Source organism: Streptomyces globisporus (assembly GCF_003501885.1).
Lineage (GTDB): Bacteria > Actinomycetota > Actinomycetes > Streptomycetales > Streptomycetaceae > Streptomyces > Streptomyces globisporus_D.
In genome coordinates this window covers 1-24,454 of record NZ_QWFA01000081.1, presented here as the reverse complement: position 1 = coordinate 24,454, position 24,454 = coordinate 1, and the positions used below count along the sequence as shown (strand labels likewise).

The 24,454-nt window shown below is 71.6% G+C and carries 23 protein-coding genes; 13 read left to right on the top strand and 10 right to left on the bottom strand.

Annotation, left to right across the window (positions count from 1 at the left end; genetic code table 11):
* The 6 genes from dacB to folE form a co-directional block, all read left to right on the top strand.
* Positions 1 to 1,044, top strand: a 1,044-nt coding sequence (gene dacB, locus D3105_RS16945) for a D-alanyl-D-alanine carboxypeptidase/D-alanyl-D-alanine endopeptidase (RefSeq protein ID WP_118904023.1), incomplete at its 5' end; no start/stop codon positions are given.
* A 70-nt stretch (positions 1,045 to 1,114) separates the two neighbouring features.
* Entirely contained in the window at positions 1,115 to 2,248 is a 1,134-nt protein-coding gene (locus tag D3105_RS16940; protein WP_118904022.1) for a zinc-dependent metalloprotease, read from the top strand.
* 197 nt (positions 2,249 to 2,445) lie between these two features.
* Positions 2,446 to 3,558, top strand: a complete 1,113-nt coding sequence (gene tilS / locus D3105_RS16935; protein ID WP_118904021.1) for a tRNA lysidine(34) synthetase TilS — start codon at positions 2,446 to 2,448, stop codon at positions 3,556 to 3,558.
* A 108-nt stretch (positions 3,559 to 3,666) separates the two neighbouring features.
* Entirely contained in the window at positions 3,667 to 4,206 is a 540-nt protein-coding gene (gene hpt, locus D3105_RS16930) for a hypoxanthine phosphoribosyltransferase (RefSeq protein ID WP_003968263.1), read from the top strand.
* A gap of 183 nt (positions 4,207 to 4,389) precedes the next feature.
* A complete protein-coding gene (ftsH, locus tag D3105_RS16925) occupies positions 4,390 to 6,447 on the top strand; it encodes an ATP-dependent zinc metalloprotease FtsH (protein ID WP_029182641.1) in 2,058 nt (685 codons plus the stop codon).
* A gap of 165 nt (positions 6,448 to 6,612) precedes the next feature.
* Positions 6,613 to 7,218 carry a GTP cyclohydrolase I FolE gene (gene folE, locus D3105_RS16920; protein WP_069738728.1) on the top strand — a complete coding sequence of 202 codons (606 nt, stop codon included), beginning with the start codon at positions 6,613 to 6,615 and terminating at the stop codon, positions 7,216 to 7,218.
* Positions 7,219 to 7,280: 62 nt separating this feature from the next.
* Here the strand turns inward: folE and D3105_RS16915 are convergent, their stop codons facing one another.
* From D3105_RS16915 to D3105_RS16890, 6 genes are all read right to left on the bottom strand, one after another.
* Positions 7,281 to 7,769 carry a DUF3180 domain-containing protein gene (locus tag D3105_RS16915; protein ID WP_118904020.1) on the bottom strand — a complete coding sequence of 163 codons (489 nt, stop codon included), beginning with the start codon at positions 7,767 to 7,769 and terminating at the stop codon, positions 7,281 to 7,283.
* Between the two features lie 74 nt (positions 7,770 to 7,843).
* Positions 7,844 to 8,455 (bottom strand): 2-amino-4-hydroxy-6-hydroxymethyldihydropteridine diphosphokinase, encoded by a 612-nt coding sequence (folK, locus tag D3105_RS16910; protein ID WP_030581773.1) that lies wholly within the window; start codon positions 8,453 to 8,455, stop codon positions 7,844 to 7,846.
* Positions 8,452 to 8,811: a dihydroneopterin aldolase gene (gene folB / locus D3105_RS16905; protein WP_003968268.1), complete on the bottom strand. Its 360-nt coding sequence runs from the start codon at positions 8,809 to 8,811 to the stop codon at positions 8,452 to 8,454. The genes folK and folB overlap by 4 nt, the downstream gene beginning before the upstream one ends.
* A 206-nt stretch (positions 8,812 to 9,017) precedes the next feature.
* Complete coding sequence (locus tag D3105_RS16900; protein ID WP_118904019.1) at positions 9,018 to 9,491, bottom strand: nuclear transport factor 2 family protein; 474 nt, start codon at positions 9,489 to 9,491, stop codon at positions 9,018 to 9,020.
* Complete coding sequence (gene folP / locus D3105_RS16895; protein WP_118904018.1) at positions 9,488 to 10,285, bottom strand: dihydropteroate synthase; 798 nt, start codon at positions 10,283 to 10,285, stop codon at positions 9,488 to 9,490. The genes D3105_RS16900 and folP overlap by 4 nt, the downstream gene beginning before the upstream one ends.
* A 103-nt stretch (positions 10,286 to 10,388) precedes the next feature.
* Positions 10,389 to 12,245 (bottom strand): phosphatidylglycerol lysyltransferase domain-containing protein, encoded by a 1,857-nt coding sequence (locus D3105_RS16890; protein ID WP_206272769.1) that lies wholly within the window; start codon positions 12,243 to 12,245, stop codon positions 10,389 to 10,391.
* 167 nt (positions 12,246 to 12,412) lie between these two features.
* On the opposite strand from D3105_RS16890, the gene D3105_RS16885 reads away from it, so the two are divergent.
* Positions 12,413 to 13,543 (top strand): alpha/beta hydrolase, encoded by a 1,131-nt coding sequence (locus tag D3105_RS16885; protein WP_118904017.1) that lies wholly within the window; start codon positions 12,413 to 12,415, stop codon positions 13,541 to 13,543.
* Positions 13,544 to 13,593: 50 nt separating this feature from the next.
* Here the strand turns inward: D3105_RS16885 and D3105_RS16880 are convergent, their stop codons facing one another.
* A complete protein-coding gene (locus D3105_RS16880) occupies positions 13,594 to 14,766 on the bottom strand; it encodes an ABC transporter ATP-binding protein (protein WP_118904016.1) in 1,173 nt (390 codons plus the stop codon).
* A 151-nt stretch (positions 14,767 to 14,917) separates the two neighbouring features.
* Between D3105_RS16880 and D3105_RS16875 the strand changes: the two genes are divergently transcribed.
* The 4 genes from D3105_RS16875 to D3105_RS16860 all read left to right on the top strand — a co-directional run bounded on the left by D3105_RS16875 (position 14,918) and on the right by D3105_RS16860 (position 18,640).
* Positions 14,918 to 15,658, top strand: a complete 741-nt coding sequence (locus tag D3105_RS16875) for an ABC transporter permease (RefSeq protein ID WP_118904015.1) — start codon at positions 14,918 to 14,920, stop codon at positions 15,656 to 15,658.
* Positions 15,659 to 15,661: 3 nt separating this feature from the next.
* On the top strand, positions 15,662 to 16,336 hold the full coding sequence (locus D3105_RS16870) for an ABC transporter permease (RefSeq protein WP_118904014.1): 675 nt from the start codon (positions 15,662 to 15,664) through the stop codon (positions 16,334 to 16,336).
* A gap of 73 nt (positions 16,337 to 16,409) precedes the next feature.
* The gene (locus D3105_RS16865) at positions 16,410 to 17,384 is read left to right on the top strand and encodes an ABC transporter substrate-binding protein (RefSeq protein ID WP_118904013.1); all 975 of its coding nucleotides are present in this window, start codon (positions 16,410 to 16,412) and stop codon (positions 17,382 to 17,384) included.
* Between the two features lie 155 nt (positions 17,385 to 17,539).
* Positions 17,540 to 18,640 carry a hypothetical protein gene (locus D3105_RS16860; RefSeq protein ID WP_165891029.1) on the top strand — a complete coding sequence of 367 codons (1,101 nt, stop codon included), beginning with the start codon at positions 17,540 to 17,542 and terminating at the stop codon, positions 18,638 to 18,640.
* Positions 18,641 to 18,666: 26 nt separating this feature from the next.
* Here D3105_RS16860 and D3105_RS16855 read toward each other — a convergent pair whose 3' ends face one another.
* Positions 18,667 to 19,809 carry an NADH-quinone oxidoreductase subunit D gene (locus D3105_RS16855; protein WP_118904011.1) on the bottom strand — a complete coding sequence of 381 codons (1,143 nt, stop codon included), beginning with the start codon at positions 19,807 to 19,809 and terminating at the stop codon, positions 18,667 to 18,669.
* A gap of 38 nt (positions 19,810 to 19,847) precedes the next feature.
* The gene (locus D3105_RS16850; RefSeq protein ID WP_118904010.1) at positions 19,848 to 20,852 is read right to left on the bottom strand and encodes an SAM-dependent methyltransferase; all 1,005 of its coding nucleotides are present in this window, start codon (positions 20,850 to 20,852) and stop codon (positions 19,848 to 19,850) included.
* Between the two features lie 96 nt (positions 20,853 to 20,948).
* Here D3105_RS16850 and D3105_RS16845 point away from each other — a divergent pair, with 96 nt between their 5' ends.
* Together D3105_RS16845 and D3105_RS16840 are read left to right on the top strand one after the other, a co-directional pair.
* A complete protein-coding gene (locus D3105_RS16845; RefSeq protein WP_118904009.1) occupies positions 20,949 to 22,151 on the top strand; it encodes a sensor histidine kinase in 1,203 nt (400 codons plus the stop codon).
* 83 nt (positions 22,152 to 22,234) lie between these two features.
* Positions 22,235 to 22,909 carry a response regulator transcription factor gene (locus D3105_RS16840; protein ID WP_118904024.1) on the top strand — a complete coding sequence of 225 codons (675 nt, stop codon included), beginning with the start codon at positions 22,235 to 22,237 and terminating at the stop codon, positions 22,907 to 22,909.
* A 3-nt stretch (positions 22,910 to 22,912) separates the two neighbouring features.
* Here the strand turns inward: D3105_RS16840 and D3105_RS16835 are convergent, their stop codons facing one another.
* Positions 22,913 to 24,025: a DUF5937 family protein gene (locus D3105_RS16835; RefSeq protein WP_097875042.1), complete on the bottom strand. Its 1,113-nt coding sequence runs from the start codon at positions 24,023 to 24,025 to the stop codon at positions 22,913 to 22,915.
* Between the last annotated feature and the right edge of the window lie 429 nt (positions 24,026 to 24,454).

The following is a 24,454-nucleotide window of genomic DNA, read 5'->3' as shown; positions in this document are numbered from 1 at the left end:
GTCCTGCCCGCCCTCGGCACCACCACCCAGGACGCCCCCCAGGACCCCGCCGCACTCCGCGACACCCTCGCCCCGCTCATCGGCGCGCCCGGCCTCGGGAACAAGGTCGCCGCGTCCGTCATCGACACCGCCACCGGCAAGCAGCTGTACGGGCAGGGCGCCACGACCCCGATGACCCCGGCCTCCACCATCAAGATCGCCACCGCCACCGCGGCCCTCTCGGTCCTCGGCCCCGACCACCGCATCGCGACCACCGCCGCGCTCTCCCCCGACTCCCGCACCGTCACCCTCGTCGGCGGCGGCGACCCCACGCCCGTCACTGCCCTGATGGTCAACGAGGGCCGCGTCAACAACACGGACCGCGGCCCCGCCAAGCGCACCGAGGACCCCGCCGGCGACGCCGCCCGCACCTTCGCCGCAGCGCTGGAGAAGGCGGGCGTCAAGGTCACCGGAGCCCCCCGCGAGGCCCGCGCCGACGACGAGGCCCGCACCGTCGCCACCCACCGCTCCGCCCCGCTCGATGCCCTCGTCGAGCGCACCCTCACCAACAGCGACAACGACATCGCCGAGGCCCTCGCCCGGCAGACCGCCATCGCCAAGGGCGAGAGTGCCTCGTTCGCCGGGGCCCGCCGCGCCGTCACCAACGAGCTGAAGAAGCTCAAGGTCCCGGTGGCCGGCGCCCACTTCGCCGACGGCAGCGGCCTCGACCGCAAGGACCGCATCACCCCCGCCCTCCTCACCGCGCTCCTCGCCCGCGCAGCCGACGCCGACCGCCCCGGACTCCGCCCGGTCCTCACCGGCCTCCCGATCGCCGGCTTCAGCGGCACCCTCGGCGGCCGGTACGCCCCCGACGCCGAAGGCACCGGCCTGATCCGCGCCAAGACCGGCACCCTCTTCGGCGTCAACTCCCTCGCCGGCACCGTCGTCGACCGACAGGGCCGCCTGCTCGCCTTCGCCTTCCTCGCCTCCGGCAGCATCGACGCGGACGAGGCCGAACCCGCCCTCGACGCCCTGGCCACCGCACTCGCCGGAACAGGCGGCTGAGCCCGGGGCCGCACCCGAAGAGCGGTGCAAGACCCCACCAAGGGACGACAGGCTCACGTACGGTTGACGCATGACGAGCATCGGTGGTGCCCAGATGGTCGACTGGAATCTCGCGGTGGCGACCGCGACCCGACTCGTGCGGCCCGGACCCGACATCAGCCGTGAGGAGGCCCGCGCCGTCGTCGCGGAGCTCCGGCGGCACGCCAAGGCCTCCGAGGAGCACGTCCGGCTCTTCACCCGGATGATCCCCGAAGGCACCGAACCCGAGGACACCCCCGTCCTCGTCGTCGACCGTCCCGGCTGGATCAAGGCCAACGTCGCCGGCTTCCGCGAACTCCTCCAGCCCCTGCTCGCCAAGATGGAGAGCCGCCGCTCCGGCGGACCCGGAGGCGCCGTCCTCGGCGCGGTCGGCGGCAAGGTCACCGGGGTCGAGCTGGGCATGCTGCTCTCGTTCCTCGCCTCCCGGGTGCTCGGCCAGTACGAGACGTTCGCCCCCGCCACCAGAGAACTGCCCGCCTCCGCCAACGGCGGCGGCCGGCTCCTCCTCGTCGCCCCCAACATCGTCCACGTCGAACGCGAGCTGGACGTCGACCCCCACGACTTCCGGCTCTGGGTCGCCCTCCACGAGGAGACCCACCGCACCCAGTTCACCGGCGTCCCCTGGCTCCGCGACCACCTCCAGGGCGAGATCCAGACGTTCCTCGACGAGACCGACGTCGACCCGACGACCTTCCTGGAACGCCTCCGCGAGGCCGCCCAGTCCCTCGCCGGCGGCCGCCCCGAGGGCGAACAGGGCGAGAGCGACAGCCGCAGCCTCGTCGACATCGTCCAGACTCCCGCCCAGCGCGAGGTCCTCGGCCGCCTCACCGCCGTCATGTCCCTCCTCGAAGGACACGCCGACTACGTCATGGACGGCGTCGGCCCCGACGTCGTCGGCTCCGTCTCCGAGATCCGCGAGAAGTTCCAGCAGCGCCGCGCCCAGGGCGCCGGCCGCCTCGACCAGGCCCTGCGCAAGCTCCTCGGCCTCGACGCCAAGCTCCGCCAGTACAAGGACGGCGAGAAGTTCGTACGGTCGGTCGTCGACGAGGTCGGCATGGACGGCTTCAACCGCGTCTGGACCTCGCCCAACACCCTCCCGACCAAGGCCGAGATCGCCAAGCCCGCCGACTGGGTCGCGCGCGTGCACCGTAAGGCCGAATCCTGACCGTCCGGCGCTCCGGACCGTCCCGAGGCACCGATATTCGCCCCCCAATCACCCATCCGAGGGACCATGGAGGCCCGGGAAGGCGTGCAATGCTCGATGAACAGCTTGCCTCTGTCACCATCGACGCACTCTGAGTGACGGGACTCACGCGTTCCGGCGCTCGACGCACCTCCCGAACTCCACGAAGGGCACCGGACATGGGTCCCCATCCTGCGGTCGCGGCGATACGCCTGGCGGTCCGCCGCGTACTCCACGACGTCATCACCGAATGCCGACGGAACGCCGGCCACGAGCGGCCCGCCGAAGCGGCCAGGCGCCCCGCGCACGCCGCCGGCTCCCCCTACGCCGAGACCGGCGCCTCGGGCGGCTCCCTGACCGCCCTCCCCGAACGGCCCGACACCCCGCTCGTCCTCGTCGCCTGCTCCGGCGGCGCCGACTCCATGGCGCTCGCCTCCGCGCTCGCCTTCGAGGCCCGCAAGCTCGACGTCCGGGCCGGCGGCATCACCGTCGACCACAACCTCCAGCCGGGCTCCGGCCTCCGCGCCGCCGAGGTCGTCACCCGGCTCACCGCCATGGACCTCGACCCCGTCGAGGCCGTCGCCGTGCACGTCGGACGCGAGGGCGGCCCCGAGGCCGCCGCCCGCGACGCCCGCTACGCCGCACTGGACGCCGCCGCCGAACGCCACGGCGCCGCCGCCGTCCTCCTCGGCCACACCCGCGACGATCAGGCCGAGACCGTCCTCCTCGGCCTCGCCCGCGGCTCCGGCATCCGCTCGCTCTCCGGCATGGCCGCCGCCTCCGGACCGGCCGGCCGCTACCGCCGCCCCTTCCTCCAGCTCGACCGGCAGACCGCCCGCAAGGCCTGCCTGGTCCAGTCGATCCCCGTCTGGGACGACCCGCACAACATCGACCCCGCCTACACCCGCTCCCGGCTCCGCCACGAAGGGCTGCCCGCCCTGGAGAAGGCGCTCGGCAAAGGCGTCGTCGAAGCCCTCGCCCGTACCGCCCAGCTCTCCCGCGACGACGCCGACGCCCTGGACACCTGGGCCGCCGAGGCCGAGCTGTCCGTACGCGACGAGACCGGCCGCCTGGAGTGCGCGGGGCTCCACGCCCTGCCCCCCGCCGTACGCCGCCGGGTGCTGCGCCGCGCCCTGATCGAGGCCGGTGCGCCCGCCGGCTCCCTCTTCGCCCGGCACCTCGAAGAAGTCGACCGCCTGATCACCGGCTGGCGCGGCCAGCGGGCCATCAACCTGCCCGGCCGCGTCGAGGCGCTGCGGCAGGGTGGCAGACTGGTCATTCGGCAGAGCTGACGCGCGAGCGGCTGAAGTGCAGACGAACCGCCGCCGGCCCGGGCACACCCGGACCGGCGGGCCGGGCCGTCGGCAGCACAGAAAGAGACGTGGGTGAACGAGAAGGACATGGGTACCGACCTTCAGTCGGTGCTCCTCACCAAGGAAGAGATCGACGCGAAGCTCGTCGAGCTGGCCGCGAAGATCGACGCGGAGTACGCGGGCAAGGACCTGCTGATCGTCGGCGTCCTCAAGGGCGCGGTGATGGTCATGGCGGACCTGGCGCGTGCGCTGTCCACCCCCGTCACGATGGACTGGATGGCCGTCTCCTCGTACGGGGCGGGCACCCAGTCCTCCGGCGTCGTGCGGATCCTCAAGGACCTCGACACCGACATCAAGGGCAAGCACGTCCTGATCGTCGAGGACATCATCGACTCCGGACTGACGCTGTCCTGGCTGCTGTCCAACCTGGGCTCCCGGGAACCGGCCTCGCTGGAGGTCTGCACCCTGCTCCGCAAGCCGGATGCCGCAAAGGTCGCGATCGATGTGAAGTGGATCGGTTTCGACATCCCCAACGAGTTCGTCGTCGGCTACGGGCTGGACTACGCGGAGAAGTACCGCAACCTGCCCTTCGTCGGCACGCTGGCCCCGCACGTCTACGGCGGCTGACCTCCGGGCGGGCCGCCGGGGAACCCTCACCGCCTCCGGGCCGTTGGAGCTTCGAAAGCAGGTTTCTCCGCTGCACCCAGCGGTCGCTGGTGCCCATGCTGAGGTACCGTCCGAAGAACACTCTTTTCAAACAGCAGCATTTACCTACGGGCAGGAGGGACGGGGCGTCTTCGCTCCGTATGGATGGACGTGAAGCGATACTTCCGTGGGCCGGTCATGTGGATCGTGCTGGCCGTCCTCGCCGTGGTCGTGTTGATGCAGGTCGTCGGCTCGTCGGGCGGCTACAAGACGGTGGACACCGGCAAGGTGATCCAGGCGATCAGCAAGGACCAGGTGGAGCAGGCCAAGCTGACCACCGGTGACGAACAAATCCTCAAGATCGAACTGAAGGACGGCCAGAAGCTCGAAGGCGAGTCCGGCAGCAAGTTCCAGGCGAGCTACATCGGCAACCAGGGCGTCGAGCTCGCCGACACGCTGCAGACGAAGTTCGAGGCGGGTGACATCGAGAAGGGTTACACCGTCTCGCCGTCGAAGCAGTCCCCGTTCGTCTCGATCCTCCTCTCGCTGCTGCCCTTCGTCCTCATCGTGGTCGTCTTCCTGTTTCTGATGAACCAGATGCAGGGCGGCGGTTCCAAGGTCATGCAGTTCGGCAAGTCCAAGGCCAAGCTGATCACCAAGGACACCCCCAAGACGACCTTCGCCGACGTGGCGGGGTCCGACGAGGCCGTCGAGGAGCTCCACGAGATCAAGGAGTTCCTCCAGGAGCCGGCGAAGTTCCAGGCCGTCGGCGCCAAGATCCCCAAGGGCGTCCTGCTCTACGGCCCGCCCGGTACGGGCAAGACGCTGCTCGCCCGCGCCGTCGCCGGCGAGGCGGGCGTCCCGTTCTACTCGATCTCCGGTTCCGACTTCGTCGAGATGTTCGTCGGTGTCGGCGCCTCCCGCGTGCGTGACCTCTTCGAGCAGGCCAAGGCGAACGCCCCGGCGATCGTCTTCGTCGACGAGATCGACGCCGTCGGCCGCCACCGCGGCGCCGGCATGGGTGGCGGTCACGACGAGCGCGAGCAGACGCTCAACCAGCTGCTCGTCGAGATGGACGGGTTCGACGTGAAGGGCGGCGTCATCCTGATCGCCGCCACGAACCGCCCGGACATCCTCGACCCGGCGCTCCTGCGCCCGGGCCGCTTCGACCGGCAGATCGCGGTCGACCGTCCCGACATGCAGGGCCGCCTGGAGATCCTCAAGGTGCACCAGAAGGGCAAGCCCGTCGCGGAGGGCGTCGACCTCGGCGCCGTCGCCCGGCGTACGCCCGGCTTCACCGGTGCCGACCTGTCGAACGTGCTCAACGAAGCGGCGCTCCTGACGGCGCGCAGCGACAAGAAGCTCATCGACAACGAGAGCCTCGACGAGGCGATCGACCGCGTCGTGGCGGGCCCGCAGAAGCGGACCCGGATCATGTCCGAGAAGGAGAAGAAGATCACCGCGTACCACGAGGGCGGACACGCCCTGGTCGCGGCGGCCTCCCCCCAGTCGGACCCGGTCCACAAGATCACGATCCTCTCCCGCGGCCGCGCCCTCGGTTACACGATGGTGCTCCCGGAGGAGGACAAGTACTCCACGACCCGCAACGAGATGCTCGACCAGCTGGCCTACATGCTGGGCGGGCGCGCGGCCGAGGAGCTGGTCTTCCACGACCCGACGACCGGTGCGGCGAACGACATCGAGAAGGCCACGGCGACGGCCCGCGCGATGGTCACGCAGTACGGCATGACCGAGCGCCTCGGCGCGATCAAGTTCGGCGGCGACAACTCGGAGCCCTTCCTGGGCCGCGAGATGGGCCACCAGCGCGACTACTCGGAAGAGGTCGCGGCCCTGGTCGACGAGGAGGTCAAGAAGCTCATCGAGACCGCCCACAACGACGCGTGGGAGATCCTCGTCGAGAACCGCGACATCCTCGACGCCCTGGTGCTCGAACTGCTGGAGAAGGAGACGCTCGGCAAGGACGAGATCGCCGAGATCTTCGCCCCCATCGTCAAGCGCCCCGCCCGCCCGGCCTGGACCGGATCCGCCCGACGCACCCCGTCGACGCGGCCCCCGGTGCTCTCGCCCAAGGAGCTGGCCCTCACCAACGGCAGCGCCAACGGCTCGGCCACCCCGCCGGAGATCGCCCCGGCGGACCTGACCAAGGACATCACCCCGTCCACCGAGACGATCCCCGAGGACCGTCCGGACAACAACAGCTAGTCCGCGCTCCACGCCAGGTGAGACGCCCGTCACGGGCCGCCGCACCGGTTCCGGAATGCACGCCGCGTCCCCCGGGTTCTAGCCTGTGGGGGCGCGGCTTTTCCGTATGCCTGCGAGGTCCGAGCGCAATCCGCGCATCGGACAGCACAGAGGAACGAGGCACAGATGACCGACCCGGTGACGCTGGACGGCCAGGGTTCGATCGGCGAATTCGACGAGAAGCGGGCCGAGGCGGCCGTACGCGAACTGCTGCTCGCCGTCGGGGAGGACCCGGACCGCGAGGGCCTGCGGGAGACGCCGGGGCGGGTGGCGCGGGCGTACAAGGAGATATTCGCGGGCCTGTACCAGCAGCCCGAGGACGTCCTGACGACCACGTTCGACCTGGGTCACGACGAGATGGTGCTGGTCAAGGACATCGAGGTGTTCTCGACCTGTGAACATCATCTGGTGCCGTTCAGGGGCGTCGCGCACGTCGGTTACATCCCCGCCTCCACCGGCAAGATCACCGGCCTGTCCAAGCTGGCCCGGCTGGTCGACGTCTACGCCCGCCGCCCGCAGGTCCAGGAGCGGCTGACGACCCAGATCGCCGAGTCCCTCATGTCCATCCTGGAGCCGCGCGGCGTCATCGTCGTCATCGAGTGCGAGCACATGTGCATGTCCATGCGAGGGATCCGCAAGCCGGGCGCGAAGACCCTGACCTCCGCGGTGCGCGGCCAGCTCCGCGACCCCGCGACTCGCGCCGAGGCGATGAGCCTCATCATGGCGAGCTGACACCCCGGAGTACGCGCAAAGGCCCGGTTGCCGCGCAGGAGCGGCAACCGGGCCCTCGTGCGTCACGCCGCCGCCGTGCCCGTGCCGTCGTGGTCGTTGCCGTCTTCCGGGAGGCGGCAGACGCGTTCCAGGAAGAAGGCTGCCGCGATGACGCCGATGCCGGCGATGACCGCCGCGCCCGCGTAGATGGCCTGGTCGCGGCGGGGCGGGATGTCGAGGTAGCTCAGGAGGAAGACGCCGGTGCCGCCGTACATGCCGGCGACCAGGGCGGCGACCAGGGCGCTCGCCTGGCCGAAGACGACCGCGCGGGCCGCGAACAGGGGCTCGACGCCCTTGGCGCCGGGGCGGCGTTCGCGTTGGGCGCGGAGGCGGGTGCGGGTGGAGAGGGCGGTCGCGAGGAGGATCACCGCGATCACGGCGAGCACGATCGACGCGGCCAGCGGGACGCTCGGCAGGGTGCCGAAGGAGTCCCAGAGGCGGGCCCCGCCCCAGGAGAGGACACCGGCGGCGGCGAAGAGGCCCGCCAGTACCCCGAGCCGTAGTTGCTTCACCGCGTGAGCCGCCCTTCGCGCCGCCTGTGCCCGGTCCGGCCGTGCGCCGGACCATTGTCCGTCGAGCCTAACGATTACTCCGGCAGGCGCAGTTCCAGGTCGGCGCGGGGCAGCACGCTGTCGCGGCCGACCTGCGCCAGGAGCTGGGCCACCGGGCCGGCGCCGGGCAGCTGGGCCTCGGGGTCCACGTCGTGCCAGGGGGCGAGGACGAAGGCCCGCTCGTGGGCGCGCGGGTGGGGGAGCGTGAGCACCGGGTCGTCGGAGAGGACGTCGGCGTACGACACGATGTCGACGTCGATGGTGCGCGGGCCCCAGCGCTCCTCGCGGACCCGGTCGAAGGCCTCCTCGACGGCCTGGCCGCGCTCCAGCAGGGAGGCGGGGGGCAGCGTCGTCTTCACGAGGATGACCGCGTTGAAGTACGACGGCTGGGTGTCCGCCTCGACGCCCCAGGGCTCCGTCTCGTACACCGGGGAGACGGCCTTGACCCGCAGGCCCGGGGTGTCCTCCAGGGCGTCGACGGCCCCCTGGAGGGTCTCCAGGCGGTTGCCCAGGTTGGAGCCGAGGGAGATCACGGCCATCTTGGGGTTGGAGAGCGTGACGTCGGCGGCGTCCACCTGTCGGACGACGGCGGTCGGAACCGGCTGTACGGTCGGGTCGCTCTGCCCTTCGGTCGAAAATGCAGTCATGCTCGGCTCCGGGTGATGGTGATGGTCACGTCGTCGAAGGGGACGGTGATCGGCGCGTCCGGCTTGTGCACCACGACCTCGACCTCCTGGACGCCTTCGTGCTTCAGGCACTGCTGGGCGATGCGCTCGGCGAGCGTCTCGATCAGATCGACCGGTTCGCCCGTCACCACGTCGACGACCTCCTCGGCCACCACGCCGTAGTGCACGGTGCGGGCCAGGTCGTCGGTGGCTGCCGCGGGGCGGGTGTCGAGGCCGAGCACCAGGTCGACGATGAAGGTCTGGCCCTCTTCCCGCTCCCGGGGGAAGACGCCGTGGTGCCCACGGGCCTTGAGGCCGCGCAGCGCGACACGATCCACGCGAATCACTCCTGCTGTCGTTGGTCGAGAGGCACCCGGCCGCGTGCGGGCGGCGAGGTGCCTTCTTTCGAATCTACCTGCGAGCACCGACAGTGCTCGCCCGTGGGTGCCATGGACTGCGCCTCACCGGGCTGGAAGCCGCCCCTACCCCTGGGTGATCGGTTCGAATCCCTACCGGTCCCGTACCCACTCGGGCGGGGGTTTCCTCAGGCGGGGGTTTCCTCGTCGTCGTCCTCGTCGGACTCCGTGAGGACGGGCGATCCGTGGTGGGACCAGAGCTTCCAGCCGTCGGGGGTGCGCCGGAACACGTTCGTCGCGACGACCAGCTGGCCCACCAGTGGGCCCAGCGCGTTGCCCTCCTCGGCCGGGCCGCCGCTGAGGATGTTCTCGGTGCAGGTGACCAGGGCGGTGTCGCCGGTCATCGCGATGTTGACGTCGGTCAGGAAGAACTGGATGTACTCGGTGTTCGCCATGATCAGGGCGTAGCTGCGCAGCACCTCGCCCCGGCCCGTGAGCACCGGCCAGCCGGGGTGGACGCAGGAGACGGTGAGGTCCTCACCGGGGAGCCAGCTGCCGGAGAGCGCTTCGTGGTCGCCGCGTTCCATCGCCTCGTAGAAGGCGGTGTTGGCCGCCTCGACCTCCGCGATGTCGGCGGCGGCCTGTGCGTGCTCCTCGTTCACGCGGCTCCCTCGACCGCGCGAGCGACGCGGACCGCGTCGGCGGTGGCCCGCACCTCGTGGACCCGGACCGCCCAGGCGCCGGCCTGCGCGGACAGCGCGGAGACGGCGGCGGTGGCCGCGTCGCGTTCGCGGGCGGGCGGCGGGGAGCTGCCCGGACCGGCCAGGACATGGCCGAGGAAACGTTTGCGGGAGGCGGCCACCAGCAGCGGCCGGCCCAGGGCATGCAGCTCGGCCAGGTGCGCGACGAGCGTCAGGTCGTGGGCGGCGTCCTTGGCGAAGCCGAGGCCGGGGTCGATCACGACGCGCTCCGGGGCGACCCCGCCCGCGATCACCGCGTCCATCCGCTGCCGCAGCTCGTCGAGGACCTCGGCGACGACGTCCTCGTACACCGCGCGGCTGTTCATCGACTCGCTGAAGCCGCGCCAGTGCATCACGACGAACGGGACCTCGGCGGCGGCGACGGCCGGGATCATGTCCGGGTCGGCGAGGCCGCCGCTGACGTCGTTGACCAGGGCGGCCCCGGCGGCGACGGCCTGCTCGGCGACGCGGGCGCGCATGGTGTCCACGGAGACGGTGACGCCCTCGGAGGCCAGGCCCCGCACGACCGGGATCACCCGGCGCAGCTCCTCGGCCTCGTCCACCCGGCTGGCGCCGGGGCGGGTCGACTCGCCGCCCACGTCGACCAGGTCCGCGCCCTCGGCCACCAGGTGCAGGCCGTGCTTGACCGCGGCCGTGGTGTCGAACCAGCGGCCGCCGTCGGAGAAGGAGTCGGGTGTCACGTTGACGACCCCCATGACCGCGCAGCGGTCCCACTCCGGCAGCCCTCGGACCGTTCCCCGCGTGCGTGACGTACTCATACGACCAGACTAGGACCTGCCGTCGCCCCCGTACGACGCCTCACGCCGCGCTCACCTCCTGCTCCGGCCGCGTACGCGCGGTGTGACCGCACGGGCGGGGCGTGCGGGGCCGGAACGGGCGGGGTGGCGAGAGGTTCACGAAGCCCTCCGCCCGCATCGCGGCGATCCCGATGCGGGGCAGGTCCCGGCTGGTGCGGAAGACCACGAAGCGGGGCTCCCAGCGGGGCTTGAACTTGGCGTTGAACTTGTACAGCGACTCGATCTGGAACCAGCGCGAGAGGAAGATCAGCAGCCCGCGCCAGCAGCGCAGCACCGGCCCCGCGCCGAGCCGCTCGCCGCGGGCCAGCGCGGAGCGGAACATCGCGAAGTTCAGCGAGACCCGCTCGACGCCGAGCTTCCCGGCGGCCTGGAGGGAGGCGACGATCAGGAGCTCGTTCATGCCGGGGTCGGCCGAGCGGTCGCGGCGCATCAGCTCCAGGGACATCCCGTCGCGCCCCCACGGTACGAAGTGGAGGACGGCCTTCAGGTCGCCGTGCGGGGAGTCCTCCGTGCCGGAGCCGGGCAGGTGGGCGGTGGCGATCACGCAGTCGCCGTCGGCCGGGTCGCCGATCCGGCCCAGCGCCATGGAGAAGCCGCGTTCGGTGTCGGTGCCGCGCCAGTCGGCGGCGGCGCGGCGGATCCGCTCCAGCTCGGCGTCGCCGATGTCACGGGCCCGCCGGACCCGGGTCTCGTAGCCGCCCCGTTCGATGCGCTTGACCATCTGCCGCACGTTCCGCATGGCCCGTCCGGCGAGGGAGAAATCCGCCACGTCGACCACCGCCTCGTCGCCCAGCTCCAGGGCGCTGAGCCCGGTCTCGCGGGTCCAGACCTGGCCGCCGGTCTCGCTGCACCCCATCACGGCGGGCGTCCAGGAGTGCGCCTGTGCCTCGTCCATGAAGCGCTCGATCGCGCCCGGCCAGGCCTCCACATCGCCGATGGGGTCGCCGCCGGCCAGCATCACCCCCGAGACGACCCGGTAGCAGACGGCCGCCTTGCCGCTGGGGGAGAAGACGACGCCCTTGTCGCGGCGGAGCGCGAAGTGGCCGAGCGAGTCCCGGCCGCCGTGCCGCTCCAGCAGTTCCCGCAGCCGGCTCTCGTCGTCCTCGGTGAGGCGGGCGGCCGGGTGTTCGGGGCGGAAGGCGAGGTAGATGGTGGTGACGGCGGTCAGCAGGCCGAGCGCGCCCAGCGAGTAGGCCACGGTCCAGTCGGTCCTCCCGGCGTAGTCGACGGGGCCCTCGACGCCGAACAGGCCGTACAGCACGTGCTGGAGACGGTCGGCGATGGACGGGTCGCCGACGACCCGGCCGGGGTGGACGCTGACGATGATCAGCCCGAGCCCGAGCGAACCGGCCCCGAGCAGCACGAAGTTGGCGAGCGCGCGCCAGCGGCTGCGCGGGTCGGGCAGCGCCCGGAACTGGTCGCGGTGGCGGACCAGCAGCCAGCAGAGCGCCAGCGGGACGAGCACGCCGACGATCGAGTGGCGGTACGTGAACTGGGCGACGGCCCCCACGGGGAGCAGGACCACCGCCGCCCGCCAGGCCCGCCGCTTGTGCCGCTTCAGCCCGTGGGCGAGCAGGAGCAGCAGCATGCCCGCGCTGAGCGAGAGCGCGGCGGCGAACGGGCCGAGCGCACCGGGGAGCACCTCGGCGAGGGTGTGCATCCGGCTGTGCCGGAAGCGGGGGAAGACCCCGGCGGCGACGTCGATCAGCCCGACGACGGTGCAGGCGGTACCGACGAGGGCCGGTACGGACTCCGGGCGCGGCCCGCGCAGCAGCCGGCGTACCCGGCGCAGCGCGTGCGTCCGGCGCGTCCGGTCCGGAACCGATACCGACTTATCCCCATCTAGCGTGACAGACATCCATCGTTTCCCGTGGCTCGCGAGAGGTTCTCTTGGGTCCGTCCGCGGGCCGGGGCCCTGCGGACGGTGGGCGCCCTCTAGGACGTGGGTCGGGGAGTGCGGGTTCACCCACATTCCGGAAATTTCCCGCATCCGAGCCGGTACGGAATCACGGAGAAAGCTCACTCATGGGTCTCACCAGCACAGCAGTTCTGGCGGTCGTGGCGGCGCTGGCCGTCGCGCTGTTCGCCGCCACGGTCGGGCTCTGGCCGCGGCTGGGGCGGCCCGGTGCGGCCGCGGTGTCGGGCCGGATCGGGCTCTTGCTGGCGACCCAGCTGACGTTGTTCGCCGCGGTGGCGCTTGCGGCCAACAACGCCTTCCTCTTCTACGGTTCCTGGGCCGACCTCTTCGGGCGGAAGCAGGAACTGGGCGTCGTCACCGACCACGCGGACGGGGAGGCGGGCGCGGCCGACTCCCGGCACATGACGCGCGTCGGCACCCAGCACCCGGACGTGCCGGGCGGGCGGGTGCCCTCCGTCGGCGGGCGGATCGACAAGGTGGTGATCTCGGGCCGCACGTCGGGTATCGAGTCCCCGGCGTACGTCTATCTGCCGCCGGAGTACTTCCAGGGAGCGTACGCCGGGCGGACGTTCCCGGCGGCCGTGGTCCTCACCGGCTACCCGGGCACGGCGGAGAACCTGCTGAAGGGGCTGCGTTACCCGCGGACCGCGCATGACCTGGTGAAGGCGGGGAAGGCCCGGCCGATGGTCCTGGTGATGCTGCGGCCGACGGTCGCGCCGCCCCGGGACACCGAGTGCGTGGACATCCCCGGGGGCCCGCAGACCGAGACGTTCTTCGCGAAGGACCTCCCGGAGGCGGTCACGGGGTCCTACCGGGTCGGGAAGGAGGCCCGTGACTGGGGCATCATCGGCAACTCCACCGGCGGCTACTGCGCGTTGAAGATCGGGCTGCACCACCCGGGCCGGTACGCGGCGAGCGCCGGGCTCTCCGCGTACTACAAGGCCGCCGAGGACCCGACGACGGGCGACCTCTTCCACGGGAAGCAGGAGCTGCGCGACCGTGCCGACCTGCTGTGGACCCTGGAGAACCGGCCACCGTCCGGCGGTTCGTTCCTGGTGACGACGTCCCGGCAGGGCGAGGACAACCTCGACAGCACGATGAAGTTCATCGAGAAGGTGAAGGCGCCCGCGAAGGTGTCCTCCATCGTGCTGGACAGCGGCGGGCACAACTTCACGACCTGGCGGCGGGAGATCCCCCCGGCCCTTCAGTGGCTGAGTGCCCGGCTCGGCGAGCACTGAACCCGGCCCGGCCCGGACCCCCGGAGTCGAACCGGGCCGGCCGCCCCGTACTAAGCGGTCGCGACCGTCTCCACCGCGATCTCCGCGCGCGGTACGTCCTGGGCGTCGGCGTCGATCGAGCGGCGCAGGGCCTCGTGCAGTCGGGCGGGGGTCAGCACACCGAGGAAGCGGCCCTCGCTCTCCTTGTCGATGACCGCGATCCAGCCCGCGTCGTGCTGGAGCATGGTGGCGAACGCCTGCTTGAGGGGCGCGCCGAGCGGAAGCCAGGCCTCCATCCGCCGGGCGTGCTCGCGGACGGTGCCCTTCGCGGCGGCCGTGGTGGTCGCGTCGGCGGGGATCCAACCGTGGAGGTTGTCCCGGCCGTCCAGAACGACCGCCCAGCGCGCGCCCTCGGACCTGAGCCGTTCGGTGGCCGTGGCCAGCGGGTCGTCGAGGTGGACGACGGGCGGCTGGTCGAGGTCGCTCTCCTCGATGGGCGTCACCGAGAGCCGCTTCAGTCCGCGGTCCGCGCCCACGAAGTCGGCCACGTACGGGGTCGCGGGGGCGCCGAGGACGGTGGCCGGGGAGTCGAACTGCTCGATGCGGCCCTGCCCGTACACGGCGATGCGGTCGCCGAGGCGGACGGCCTCCTCGATGTCGTGCGTGACGAACAGCACGGTCTTACGGACCTGGGCCTGGAGTTTCAGGAATTCGTTCTGGAGACGTTCGCGGACGACCGGGTCGACGGCCCCGAAAGGCTCGTCCATCAGGAGAACGGGCGGATCGGCGGCCAATGCGCGGGCCACACCGACGCGTTGGCGCTGACCGCCGGAGAGCTGTTCCGGATAGCGGTCACCATAAACGGACGGATCGAGTCCGACGAGGTCGAGGAGTTCGGCTGCGCGTTCGCGTCCCTTTCCGCGCTTCCAGCCCAGCAGATGGGGAACGGTCGCGGTGTTGTCCAGCACCGTCTTGTGCGGGAAGAGGCCCACCTGCTGGATCACATAGCCGATGCGGCGGCGCAGTTGGACGGGGTCGATGGTGGATATGTCGTCCCCGTCGAGGAATATCACGCCCTCGGTCGGTTCGATCAGCCGGTTCACCATCTTCATGGTGGTCGTCTTGCCGCATCCGGAAGGTCCGACGAGCGTGACCAGTTCACCCTCGGCGACCTCGAAGGAAAGGTCGTCGACGGCGGTGGTGCCATCGGCGTACCGCTTGGTGACGTGCTCGAAACGGATCATGGTTCCCCATTGTGGAGGGCGTTTCGTGAAGGGCGTGTTGCCGGAATGCGACAGCCCTCCGCGATTGTCAGTGGTCGAGGATAGGCTCACCAGTCATCAGTTCGATCCCGGGTGATCCGGGCAGACGAGGGAAAGCAGGAGGTGGGGGCGGATGGCCGAGCAGAGCTGCCTGGTGACGAACGACTGGGTCTGCGGGGAATATCTGCGCTCCCGCAGCCAGGAGTTGGCCGACGCGACCGTGCAGCACATCGGGATCACGGTGGTCTCGGTGTTGATCGGGCTCGCGGTGGCCTTTCCGCTGGCATTGCTCGCCCGCCGGGGCCCGCGCTTCGCCGGGCCGGTGCTCGGGCTGACGACCGTGCTCTACACCGTGCCCTCGCTGGCGATGTTCTCGCTGCTGCTGCCCCTGTTCGGGCTGTCGGCCGCGCTCGTGGTGACGGGGCTGGTGCTCTATTCGCTGACCATTCTCGTGCGCAACATCCTGGCCGGGCTGGCAGCGGTACCGCAGGAGGCCAAGGACGCCGCCCGCGGCATGGGGTACGGGCCGGGCAGGCTGCTGTGGGAGGTGGAGCTCCCGCTGGCGCTGCCCGCGGTGATGGCGGGGCTGCGGATGGCCACCGTGTCGACGGTCGCGCTGACCACGGTCGGCTCGCTCGTCGGCAAGGGGGGCCTCGGCAATCTCATCGAGGACGCGCTTCCCAGCTTCTTCAAGGCCCAGGTGCTCGCCGCCTCCATCCTGTGCGTGGTGCTGGCGGTGGTGGCGGACCTGCTGCTGCTCGGCCTCCAGCGGCTGCTGACGCCCTGGACCCGGATATCCGGGGCGGCCGCCCCGGCCGCCCCGGCGAAGACGGACGCGGGACCGCCCGCCCCGACGACAGTGAAGGCGGGCTGACCCGTGGGAGTCATCGGCGACGCCTGGACCTGGCTCACCACCGGGGCCAACTGGTCGGGCGACGGCGGGGCCGCGCACCGGCTCGGCGAGCATCTGTACGTGAGCGGGGTCGCCCTCGCGGTGGCCTGCGCGATCGCCCTGCCGATCGCCCTGTATCTGGGGCACAAGGGCAAGGGCGGCGCGCTCGCGGTGAACCTCTCCAACGTGGGGCGGGCCGTCCCGGTCTTCGCGGTGCTGGCCCTGTTCATGGTCACGTCCCTGCGCAACTCGGGGTACTGGCCCACGATCATCGCGCTGGTCCTGTTCGCGGTGCCGCCGCTGCTCACCAACGCCTATGTCGGCATGCGGGAGGTGGACCGGGCCGTGGTGGAGGCCGCGCGCGGCATGGGGATGTCGGGCGGGCAGCTCTTCGTCCGGGTCGAGCTGCCGCTCGCCTACCCGATGATCATGACCGGGCTGCGGTCCGCCGCCGTCCAGGTCGTGGCCACCGCGTCGATCGCCGCGATGGTCGGCCTCGGCGGTCTCGGCCGGATCATCACCGCCGGTTTCAACACCTACGACACCGCCCAGGTCTTCGCGGGCGCGGTCCTGGTCGCCGGTCTCGCCCTGGTGGTGGAGGGCGTGCTGGTGGGCCTCGACCGGTTGCTGTCCCCGCTGCGCCGCCGCAGGACCGCGTGAGCGTCCCGCACCACCTCGTTTCTGATCACCTTTCCTCTGGTCACCTTTCTTCTGTTCGGACGGAGAACAACACATGAGCAGGACCTCGCGGATAGCCGGAGCGGTCATCGGCATGGTGGCGCTGGCCGGGTCGCTCGCGGCCTGCGGTGGCGACAGCCTGGAGCAGGAGAAGAGCGGTTCCGGCTCCTCGGCCGGCGGCGACGGCAAGAAGGGGACCCTGGTCGTCGGGTCGGCCTCCTTCACCGAGTCCAAGGTGCTCGCCGAGCTGTACGCACAGATCCTCGGCGACGCCGGATACAGCACGTCGGTCACCACGGTGAAGAACCGTGAGCTGTACGAGCCCTCCGTGGAGAAGGGCGAGATCGACGTCGTACCGGAGTACGCGGCCACGCTCGCCGAGTTCCTCAACGCGAAGGTCAACGGGGCCGACAAGGCCCAGGAGAAGCCGGTGGCCTCCGGAGACGTGGACGCCACGGTCGCCGCGCTGAAGAAGCTGGCCACTCCGCTGGGTCTCACGGTCCTCCCGGCCGGAAAGGCCGTGGACCAGAACGCCTTCGCGGTGTCGAAGGAATTCGCCGAGAAGAACAGCCTCAAGACGCTTTCCGATCTCGGGAAGTCGAAGCTGAAGGTGAGGATCGCGGCGGGCGACGAGTGCGAGGTGCGGCCGTTCTGCGCCCCCGGTCTGAAGAAGACGTACGGCATCGACGTCACCGGGATCGACCCCAAGGGCGTCGGCACCCCGGTGTCCAAGCAGGCCGTCCGGGACGGCAAGGTCCAGCTGGTCCTGACGACCACCACGGACGCGGTGCTCGACGGGCTGGTGTTCCTGGAGGACGACAAGAAGCTCCAGAACGCGGACAACGTGCTTCCCGTTCTGAACACCAAGGACGCGGGCGACCCGGAGATCGCCGACACTCTCGGCAAGCTCACCGACACCCTCACCACGGAAGAGCTCGCCGAGCTGAACCGCAAGGTCGACGCCGAGCGGGCCAAGCCGGCCGATGTCGCCAAGGAGTACCTGGAGTCGAAGAACCTGATCAAGAAGTAGCGCTCGATCCCGGAGCCGGAGATCCCGGAGATTCCGGAGAAGAGGTTCGGCCGGAGTGTCGGCGGAGTGCGTTTGGGGAGCCGCGAGGTAACCGGCGGGGAACAGATTCCCGGGCGGCTCCCCAAGTGGCCCGCACACACGGTAAATTTCAGGCCATGCCACGTGGACGCCACCGCCATTCGCCGCCTCTCCACAGAATCCTGCCTCCCTCCGTGGTGGCGGGCGTGTCGGTCGTCGGCGCCGCGGGCGCCTGGCTGCTGGCCGAACCCCTGGCCCTGCGCGGCCTGGTGGCCGCCGTGGCGGCCGCCGCCGTCACCGGTGCGTATCTGATGCGCAGCTGGGACCGGGCCGCCGGGCTGCGGGTCGCCGAGCTGACCCGGGCCCGCGCCAGTGACGAATGGCGGGCCGAGGAGCGCATAGCCGAGCTGGAGCAGGATCTGGAGGAATCGCGCGAGCTGCGCACCCGTCTGGAGACCAAGCTCCGGCGCAAGCGAGTGGAGCTCGCGGGGCTGCGCGGGGAGCACGCCGGGCTGCTCCGCCGTTACGCCAACGCCGAGACCGAGCGGGCCAGCGCGCTGGAGGGCCGCAGGCAGCTCGCCATCGAGGCCGCGGCCCCCAAGGAGCTGCTGCCCGCGCGCTCCACGCCGACCCCCGAGTCGTACCGGCGCGCGGACGAGGCCCTGATGAACCTCACGCGGAACGCGGCGCTCCAGGAGACCCGCCGTACGGTGGAGGCGGTCCGGCAGCGTCAGCTCGCCGTCGCCGACCGGCACCGGGATGCGGAGGCGGAGAGCCCGAAGGGGAAGCACGCGGCGGCCACCGGGGCGGGCGAGCACCGGGACCATCAGGACGGCCGCCCCTCGACCACCCCGCCCGCCCCGGCCACGAACACGCAGAGCTCCGCGAACACACAGAACGCCGGGGAGACGCAGAACACCGGCCCTGCCTCCATGGAGCCGGTGCGGGCGCCGCGCGCGATCGCGGCCGCCTCGGCCGTCGTCCCGTACGCCGCCCGCCGCCAGCTGGTCCCTCAGGGGAACTTCGACTTCTTCGGCACCCAGAACGCCCAGAAGGCGAAGGCCGCGATCGAGTCCGTGCAGAACGAGGACCTCGCGGACGTCGTCGGCGAGGAGGCGCTCGCCGCCCACCGCACCGGGGCCGTGGACAACCGTGCCGTCGGCAAGGTCATCGACCTCACCGCGCACGACGAGACCGAGCAGATCGACGTGGCGCAACTGCGCGGCGCGGTCTCCTGAAGCAGGGCTGAAGCAGGGCCCGCCCGCTACTTGTCGATGTCGCCGACGACGAAGAACAGCGAGCCCAGGATCGCCACCATGTCGGCGACCAGGGTGCCCGGCAGCAGCTCGGTGAGCGCCTGGATGTTGTTGAACGAGGCGGAGCGCAGCTTCAGCCGGTAGGGCGTCTTCTCGCCCTTGGAGACCAGGTAGTAGCCGTTGACGCCGAGCGGGTTCTCCGTCCAGGCGTAGGTGTGGCCCTCGGGGGCCTTGAGCACCTTCGGCAGCCGCTGGTTGATCGGCCCCGGCGCCAGATGGGCCATCCGGTCCAGGCAGGCGTCCGCCAGGTCCAGGGAGTTGAGGGTCTGCTCCAGCAGGCACTCGAAGCGAGCAAGACAGTCGCCCTCGGGCCGGGTGACCACCTTCAGGGTGTCCTGGAGCTCCCCGTACGCCAGATACGGCTCGTCGCGCCGCAGATCGAAGTCGACGCCCGAGGCACGGGCGATCGGCCCCGACACCCCGTACGCGTGCACCGCCGCGGCGGACAGCACGCCCACGTCGCGGGTACGGCCGCGGAAGATCTCGTTGCCGAGGACGAGGTTCTCGTACACGTCCATACGGGAGCGAACCGAGGCGACGGCGTCCCGGACCCGGCCGGTCCAGCCCGCCGGGATGTCCTCCTTCAGGCCCCCGACCCGGTTGAACATGTAGTGCATCCGCCCGCCGGAGACCTCCTCCATCACCGCCTGGAGCTCCTCGCGCTCCCGGAAGGCGTGGAAGACCGGGGTGATGCCGCCGAGTTCGAGGGGGTAGGAGCCGAGGAACATCAGATGGTTGAGGACCCGGTTCAGCTCGGCGAGCAGCGTCCGCGTCCACACGGCGCGCTCGGGGACCTCCATGCCGAGCATCCGCTCGACGGCCATCACGACGCCCAGCTCGTTCGAGAACGCGGACAGCCAGTCGTGACGGTTGGCGAGCATGACGATCTGCCGGTAGTCGCGGGCCTCGAAGAGCTTCTCCGCACCCCGGTGCATATAGCCGATGACCGGCTCCGCGTGCTGGACGCGTTCGCCGTCCAGCACGATCCGCAGCCGGAGGACCCCGTGCGTCGAGGGGTGCTGGGGACCGATGTTGAGCACCATGTCGGTGCTCTCCGCCGCTCCGCCGATGCCGATCGTCGTCTCCGTCATGCGGGACAGTATTCCCTGACCCGGTCCGGGGGCGGGCGTCATGGGGGCAGGTCCGGCAGCCCCACCCGGTGCAGCAGCCAGCCGAAGTCGCCGAGGCCGCCGCGCGCGGTCAGCTCCGCCGCCTCGCCCGCCGCCGCCAGCGCGCGTACGTAACCCGCCGGGTCGGTGGCGGCCAGGCTCAGCGGCGGCCGGTCGCCGCCGACGCCGAGCCGGCGCAGCGCCGCCCGCTGGTCGGTCAGCTCGGTGCTCGCGTCGATCCCCGCCTCCGCGATCGCCTCCGCGCAGGCGTCCAGCGCCACATGCGCGGTCAGATCGCAGGAGCCGTCCGGCACCGGGCGCACCTCGCGCCCGCCCCGGAAACCGGTCAGCGTCCCGAGGGGCGGGCGGCCGCCCCGTACATGCGCGTAGTCCACCGCCACCGCGAGACCGGCGGTCAGGGAGCCCACCGCCCCGGCCCAGGCGGCGTCCCGGGGGCGGCCGATCTCCGCCCGCTCGCCCGGCGCGGACAGCGGCCACCAGCGCTCCAGCCACGCGGCGTCCGCCCCGGTCACCGAGGAGCCGAGCCGCTCCGCGCCGTCCGGGGCGCGCACGTGGACGTATCGGGGAACACCCCTCGCGTCCGCCTCCGCCACCTCGACCGGAACGTTGTCCAGCCACTCGTTGGCGAACAGCAGCCCGGTGACCCCGGCCGGCGGTTCGGCGCACCACTCGATCCGGGGATCCAGGCCCGGCGGCCGGGCGGCGACCTCGACGGCGTACGGGGTCACATCCAGTCCCTCCGGCAGCGCGTCCAGCACTCCGGTCAACAGCTCGCCGCGCCCCGCCCCCACGTCGACCAGCGCGACCGTTCCGGTGTCCAGCTCTCGCGCGATTCCGGTCAACAGCCGGGCCACCGCCGACGCGAAGAGCGGGGAGGCGTGCACCGACGTACGGAAGTGGCCCGCCGGCCCCTCCGGGCTCCGCACCGGGCTGCGATAAAAGCCCTCATCCCCGTACAGAGCGGCCTGAGCCGCCTCCCGCCAACCGCTCCACTCGTCCGTCACGTAGGCAAGTCTCCACCTTGGGGAGTACGGTCCCAGGACCCGGATCGACCCTCCGGTTGACCCGGGCACCGATCACCTGTCCCTACGCTTAGTTACGTGCAGCGCCTCTACGACTTCATCCGCAGACACCCGACGGGCGTCGACGTCTTCTGGGCCGTCTTCCTCCTCGGGCTCTCCGGCATGTCGATGGTCTCGGGCATGTACGACGCCGGGCGCGAGGAGATCGTGGCGGTCCCGGTCGCGCTGGGGTTCTCCACCGTCGTGGCGCTGCGCCGCAAGGCCCCCGAGAAGATGCTGCTGCTCGCCATCCTGGTGGGCGTCGTCCAGCTGGTGTTCAACGTCCGGCCGGGCGTCGGGAACTTCGCGATGCTGGTGATCACCTACACGGTGGCCACGGTCGGGGAGCGCTGGGCGTCCCGGCTCGCCCTGATCGGCAGCCTGAGCGCGGCGGCCCTGTCCCAGCTGCGGTGGGAGGCCGAGCCCGGCGGATCCTGGCTCCAGGTGATCTTCGTGACGGTCATCATGACCGTCCCGTTCGTGCTGGCCTGGGTGCTCGGGGACTCGCTGCGGACCCGGCGCGCCTACTTCGACCAGCTGGAGGAGCGTGCCGCCCGCCTGGAGCGGGAACGCGAGGCGCAGTCCAAGGTCGCCGTCGCCGCCGAGCGGGCCCGGATCGCCCGGGAGCTGCACGACGTCGTCGCGCACAACGTGTCCGTGATGGTCGTCCAGGCCGACGGTGCTGCTTATGTCATGGACGCGGCCCCCGACCAGGCCAAGCAGGCCCTGGAGACCATCTCCGGCACCGGCCGCCAGGCGCTCGCGGAGATGCGGCGGCTGCTCGGGGTGCTGCGGACCGGTGACGCCCCGGAGAGCGGGGAGTACGTCCCCCAGCCCGACGTCGAACAGATCGAGGACCTGGTCGCGCAGGTGCGGCAGACCGGCCTGGAGGTCGACTTCAAGGTCGAGGGCACCCCGCGCCCGCTGCCCAGCGGCGTGGAGCTGACCGCGTACCGGGTGGTGCAGGAAGCCCTGACGAACACCCGCAAGCACGGCGGGCCCGACGCCGGGGCCAGCGTCCGGCTGGTCTACTTCGACGACGGCCTCGGGCTGCTGATCGAGGACGACGGCCGGGGCGCGGCGCACGAGCTGTACGAGGACGGCGGCGCGGACGGCGCCGGGCACGGGATGATCGGGATGCGGGAGCGGGTCGGCATGGTCGGCGGCACCCTGGACGCGGGGCCCCGGCCCGGCGGCGGATTCCGGATCAGCGCCCTGCTGCCGCTGAAACCCCCGGGCTGACCGGGCCACGACCTCCTCGGCCACTCCGACCACGACCGTTCCCCAGGAACCGACCCCCAGGACAGGACGCGAACCTCATGACCATGGCCATCCGCGTGATGCTCGTCGACGACCAGGTGCTGCTGCGGACCGGTTTCCGGATGGTGCTCGCCGCCCAGCCCGACATGGAGGTCGTCGCCGAGGCCGGGGACGGGGCGGAGGCGATCGAGATGCTGCGGTCCACCGCCGTCGACGTGGTCCTGATGGACGTCCGCATGCCCCGGCTGGACGGCGTCGAGGCGACCCGCCGGATCTGCGCGCAGCAGGACCCGCCGAAGGTGCTCATCCTGACCACCTTCGACCTCGACGAGTACGCCTTCTCCGGGCTGAAGGCGGGGGCCAGCGGCTTCATGCTCAAGGACGTGCCGCCCTCCGAGCTGCTCGCCGCGATCCGTTCGGTGCACAGTGGCGACGCGGTCGTCGCCCCGTCCACCACCCGCCGGCTGCTCGACCGCTTCTCGCCGATGCTGCCCAGCGGCGAGAAGGAGCCGAAGAACAAGCACGTCGGCAAGCTCACCGAACGCGAACGGGAAGTCATGCTCCTGGTCGCCCAGGGCCTGTCCAACGGGGAGATCGCGGCCCGTCTCGTGCTCTCCGAGGCCACGGTCAAGACGCACGTCGGCCGCATCCTCACCAAGCTGAACCTCCGCGACCGGGTCCAGGTCGTCGTCCTCGCCTACGAGACGGGCCTGGTCCGGGCCGGCGGCGGCGCGGGCTGAGGCTCAGCGCAGGACGCCCTCCAGGAAGTCGCTGCCGAGCCGGGCGACGACCGTCAGGTCCAGCTGGTGCAGGACATAGCGGCCCCGGCGGCGCGTGGTGACCAGGCCGGCCTTCTTGAGCACGGAGAGATGGCGGGAGACCTCGGGCGCGGTGATGCTGTGCGATTCGGCCAGTTCGCCGGTGGTGTACGGGGAGCGGGCGAGGTTGCGGCACAGCCGCATCCGCATCGGGTGGGCCAGGGCCTCCATCCGGCGCTGCAGCTGCTCCACGGAGGCGGGCGTCGGCAGGTCGGGCAGCCGGACCGGGTAGTGGATCACCGGGCGCCAGTGGTGGGCGTGCAGCACGGTCAGATGCGGCCAGCCGAAGCTGGTGGGGACGAGGGTGATCCCGAGGCCGACCTCCGGGGCGACGGCGGTGGTCCGGCCCTCGGTCAGCTTGTCGACGGTGATCCGCTCCCGCTCCTCGTCCAGGGTCACGGCCGAGGAGACCGCCCCGACCGCTTCGGCCAGCCCCTTGCGGCGCAGCAGCTCCGTTTTGTGCCGGGCGTCGGCGACCAGCTGGACGGAGACCCGCCGCCACGTGTCGGCGAAGAACGCCTGGTCGCAGTCCTCCAGGAGCCGCCTGATCCATCCGCGTACGGAGACGGGGTCGGCCAGCAGCCGCTTGGTGAACTCCACCTGGCGCGGGCCGCGTGCCGTCGCCATGTCCAGGGCCCGGGCCCGCATGACCGGGTCCGTCAGCGGGGACGGGGCGTCGCTCCCGTACAGGCTGGAGCAGGTGAACTCCGTGGCCGCGGCGACGAACCGCTCGTCGTCGAGCCGGTCCAGGATGTCCAGGTCCTCCGCGAGCGTCGCCCCGGTCCTGCCGTCGCCGCCGCGGATGCCGGAGAACGGCAGGAAGATGTCGGCGAAGGTGTTCCGCCAGAGGAACTCCGCCTCCAGGAGCCGGTCCGCGAGGTCGGGCTCCAGGGCCGCCGCGGTCGCGGTGGTCCAGCCGTGCAGCCCCGGGTGGTGGCCGGGCTCGGAGAGGGCGTGCAGGGCGAGACCCAGCTCGGCGAGAGGGGAAGTCGCGAATACGACGCGGTCGGCGGGCAGTCCCGCGATGTCTATGTGCACGCTCACCCCTCCATAGTGGGGGTACGCGAGGCGGCCGACGTTTCGATTGACGGGGCCCGTCAATCAACGCGCGGGTCCGGGGCGGGCTGCGCAGGCTGAAGGCATGGACGCCATCCAGCAGCACCTGCTCGACACCTACCGCGCGACCCAGCTCTCGGAGCCCGCCCCGCCGCCCCCGGGCCGCCACGACCGCGCGGTCCTGCGCGACGTGTACAGACACTGGCTGACGCACCCGCCCCACCCGGCCCGTCCGGCGCTTGAGGAGGAACCCCGAGGCCGGGGACACGGTACTGAACAGGTCCCGGGCAGCCCGGGCAGCCCGGGCAACCCCGGCCCTACGCGCGCCCCCGCACCAACCCCACGAACCCCGCCACCGCTTCCCGCACATCCCCCGCCGACCACTCCAGCCCCGCACCCCCCACCGTCACC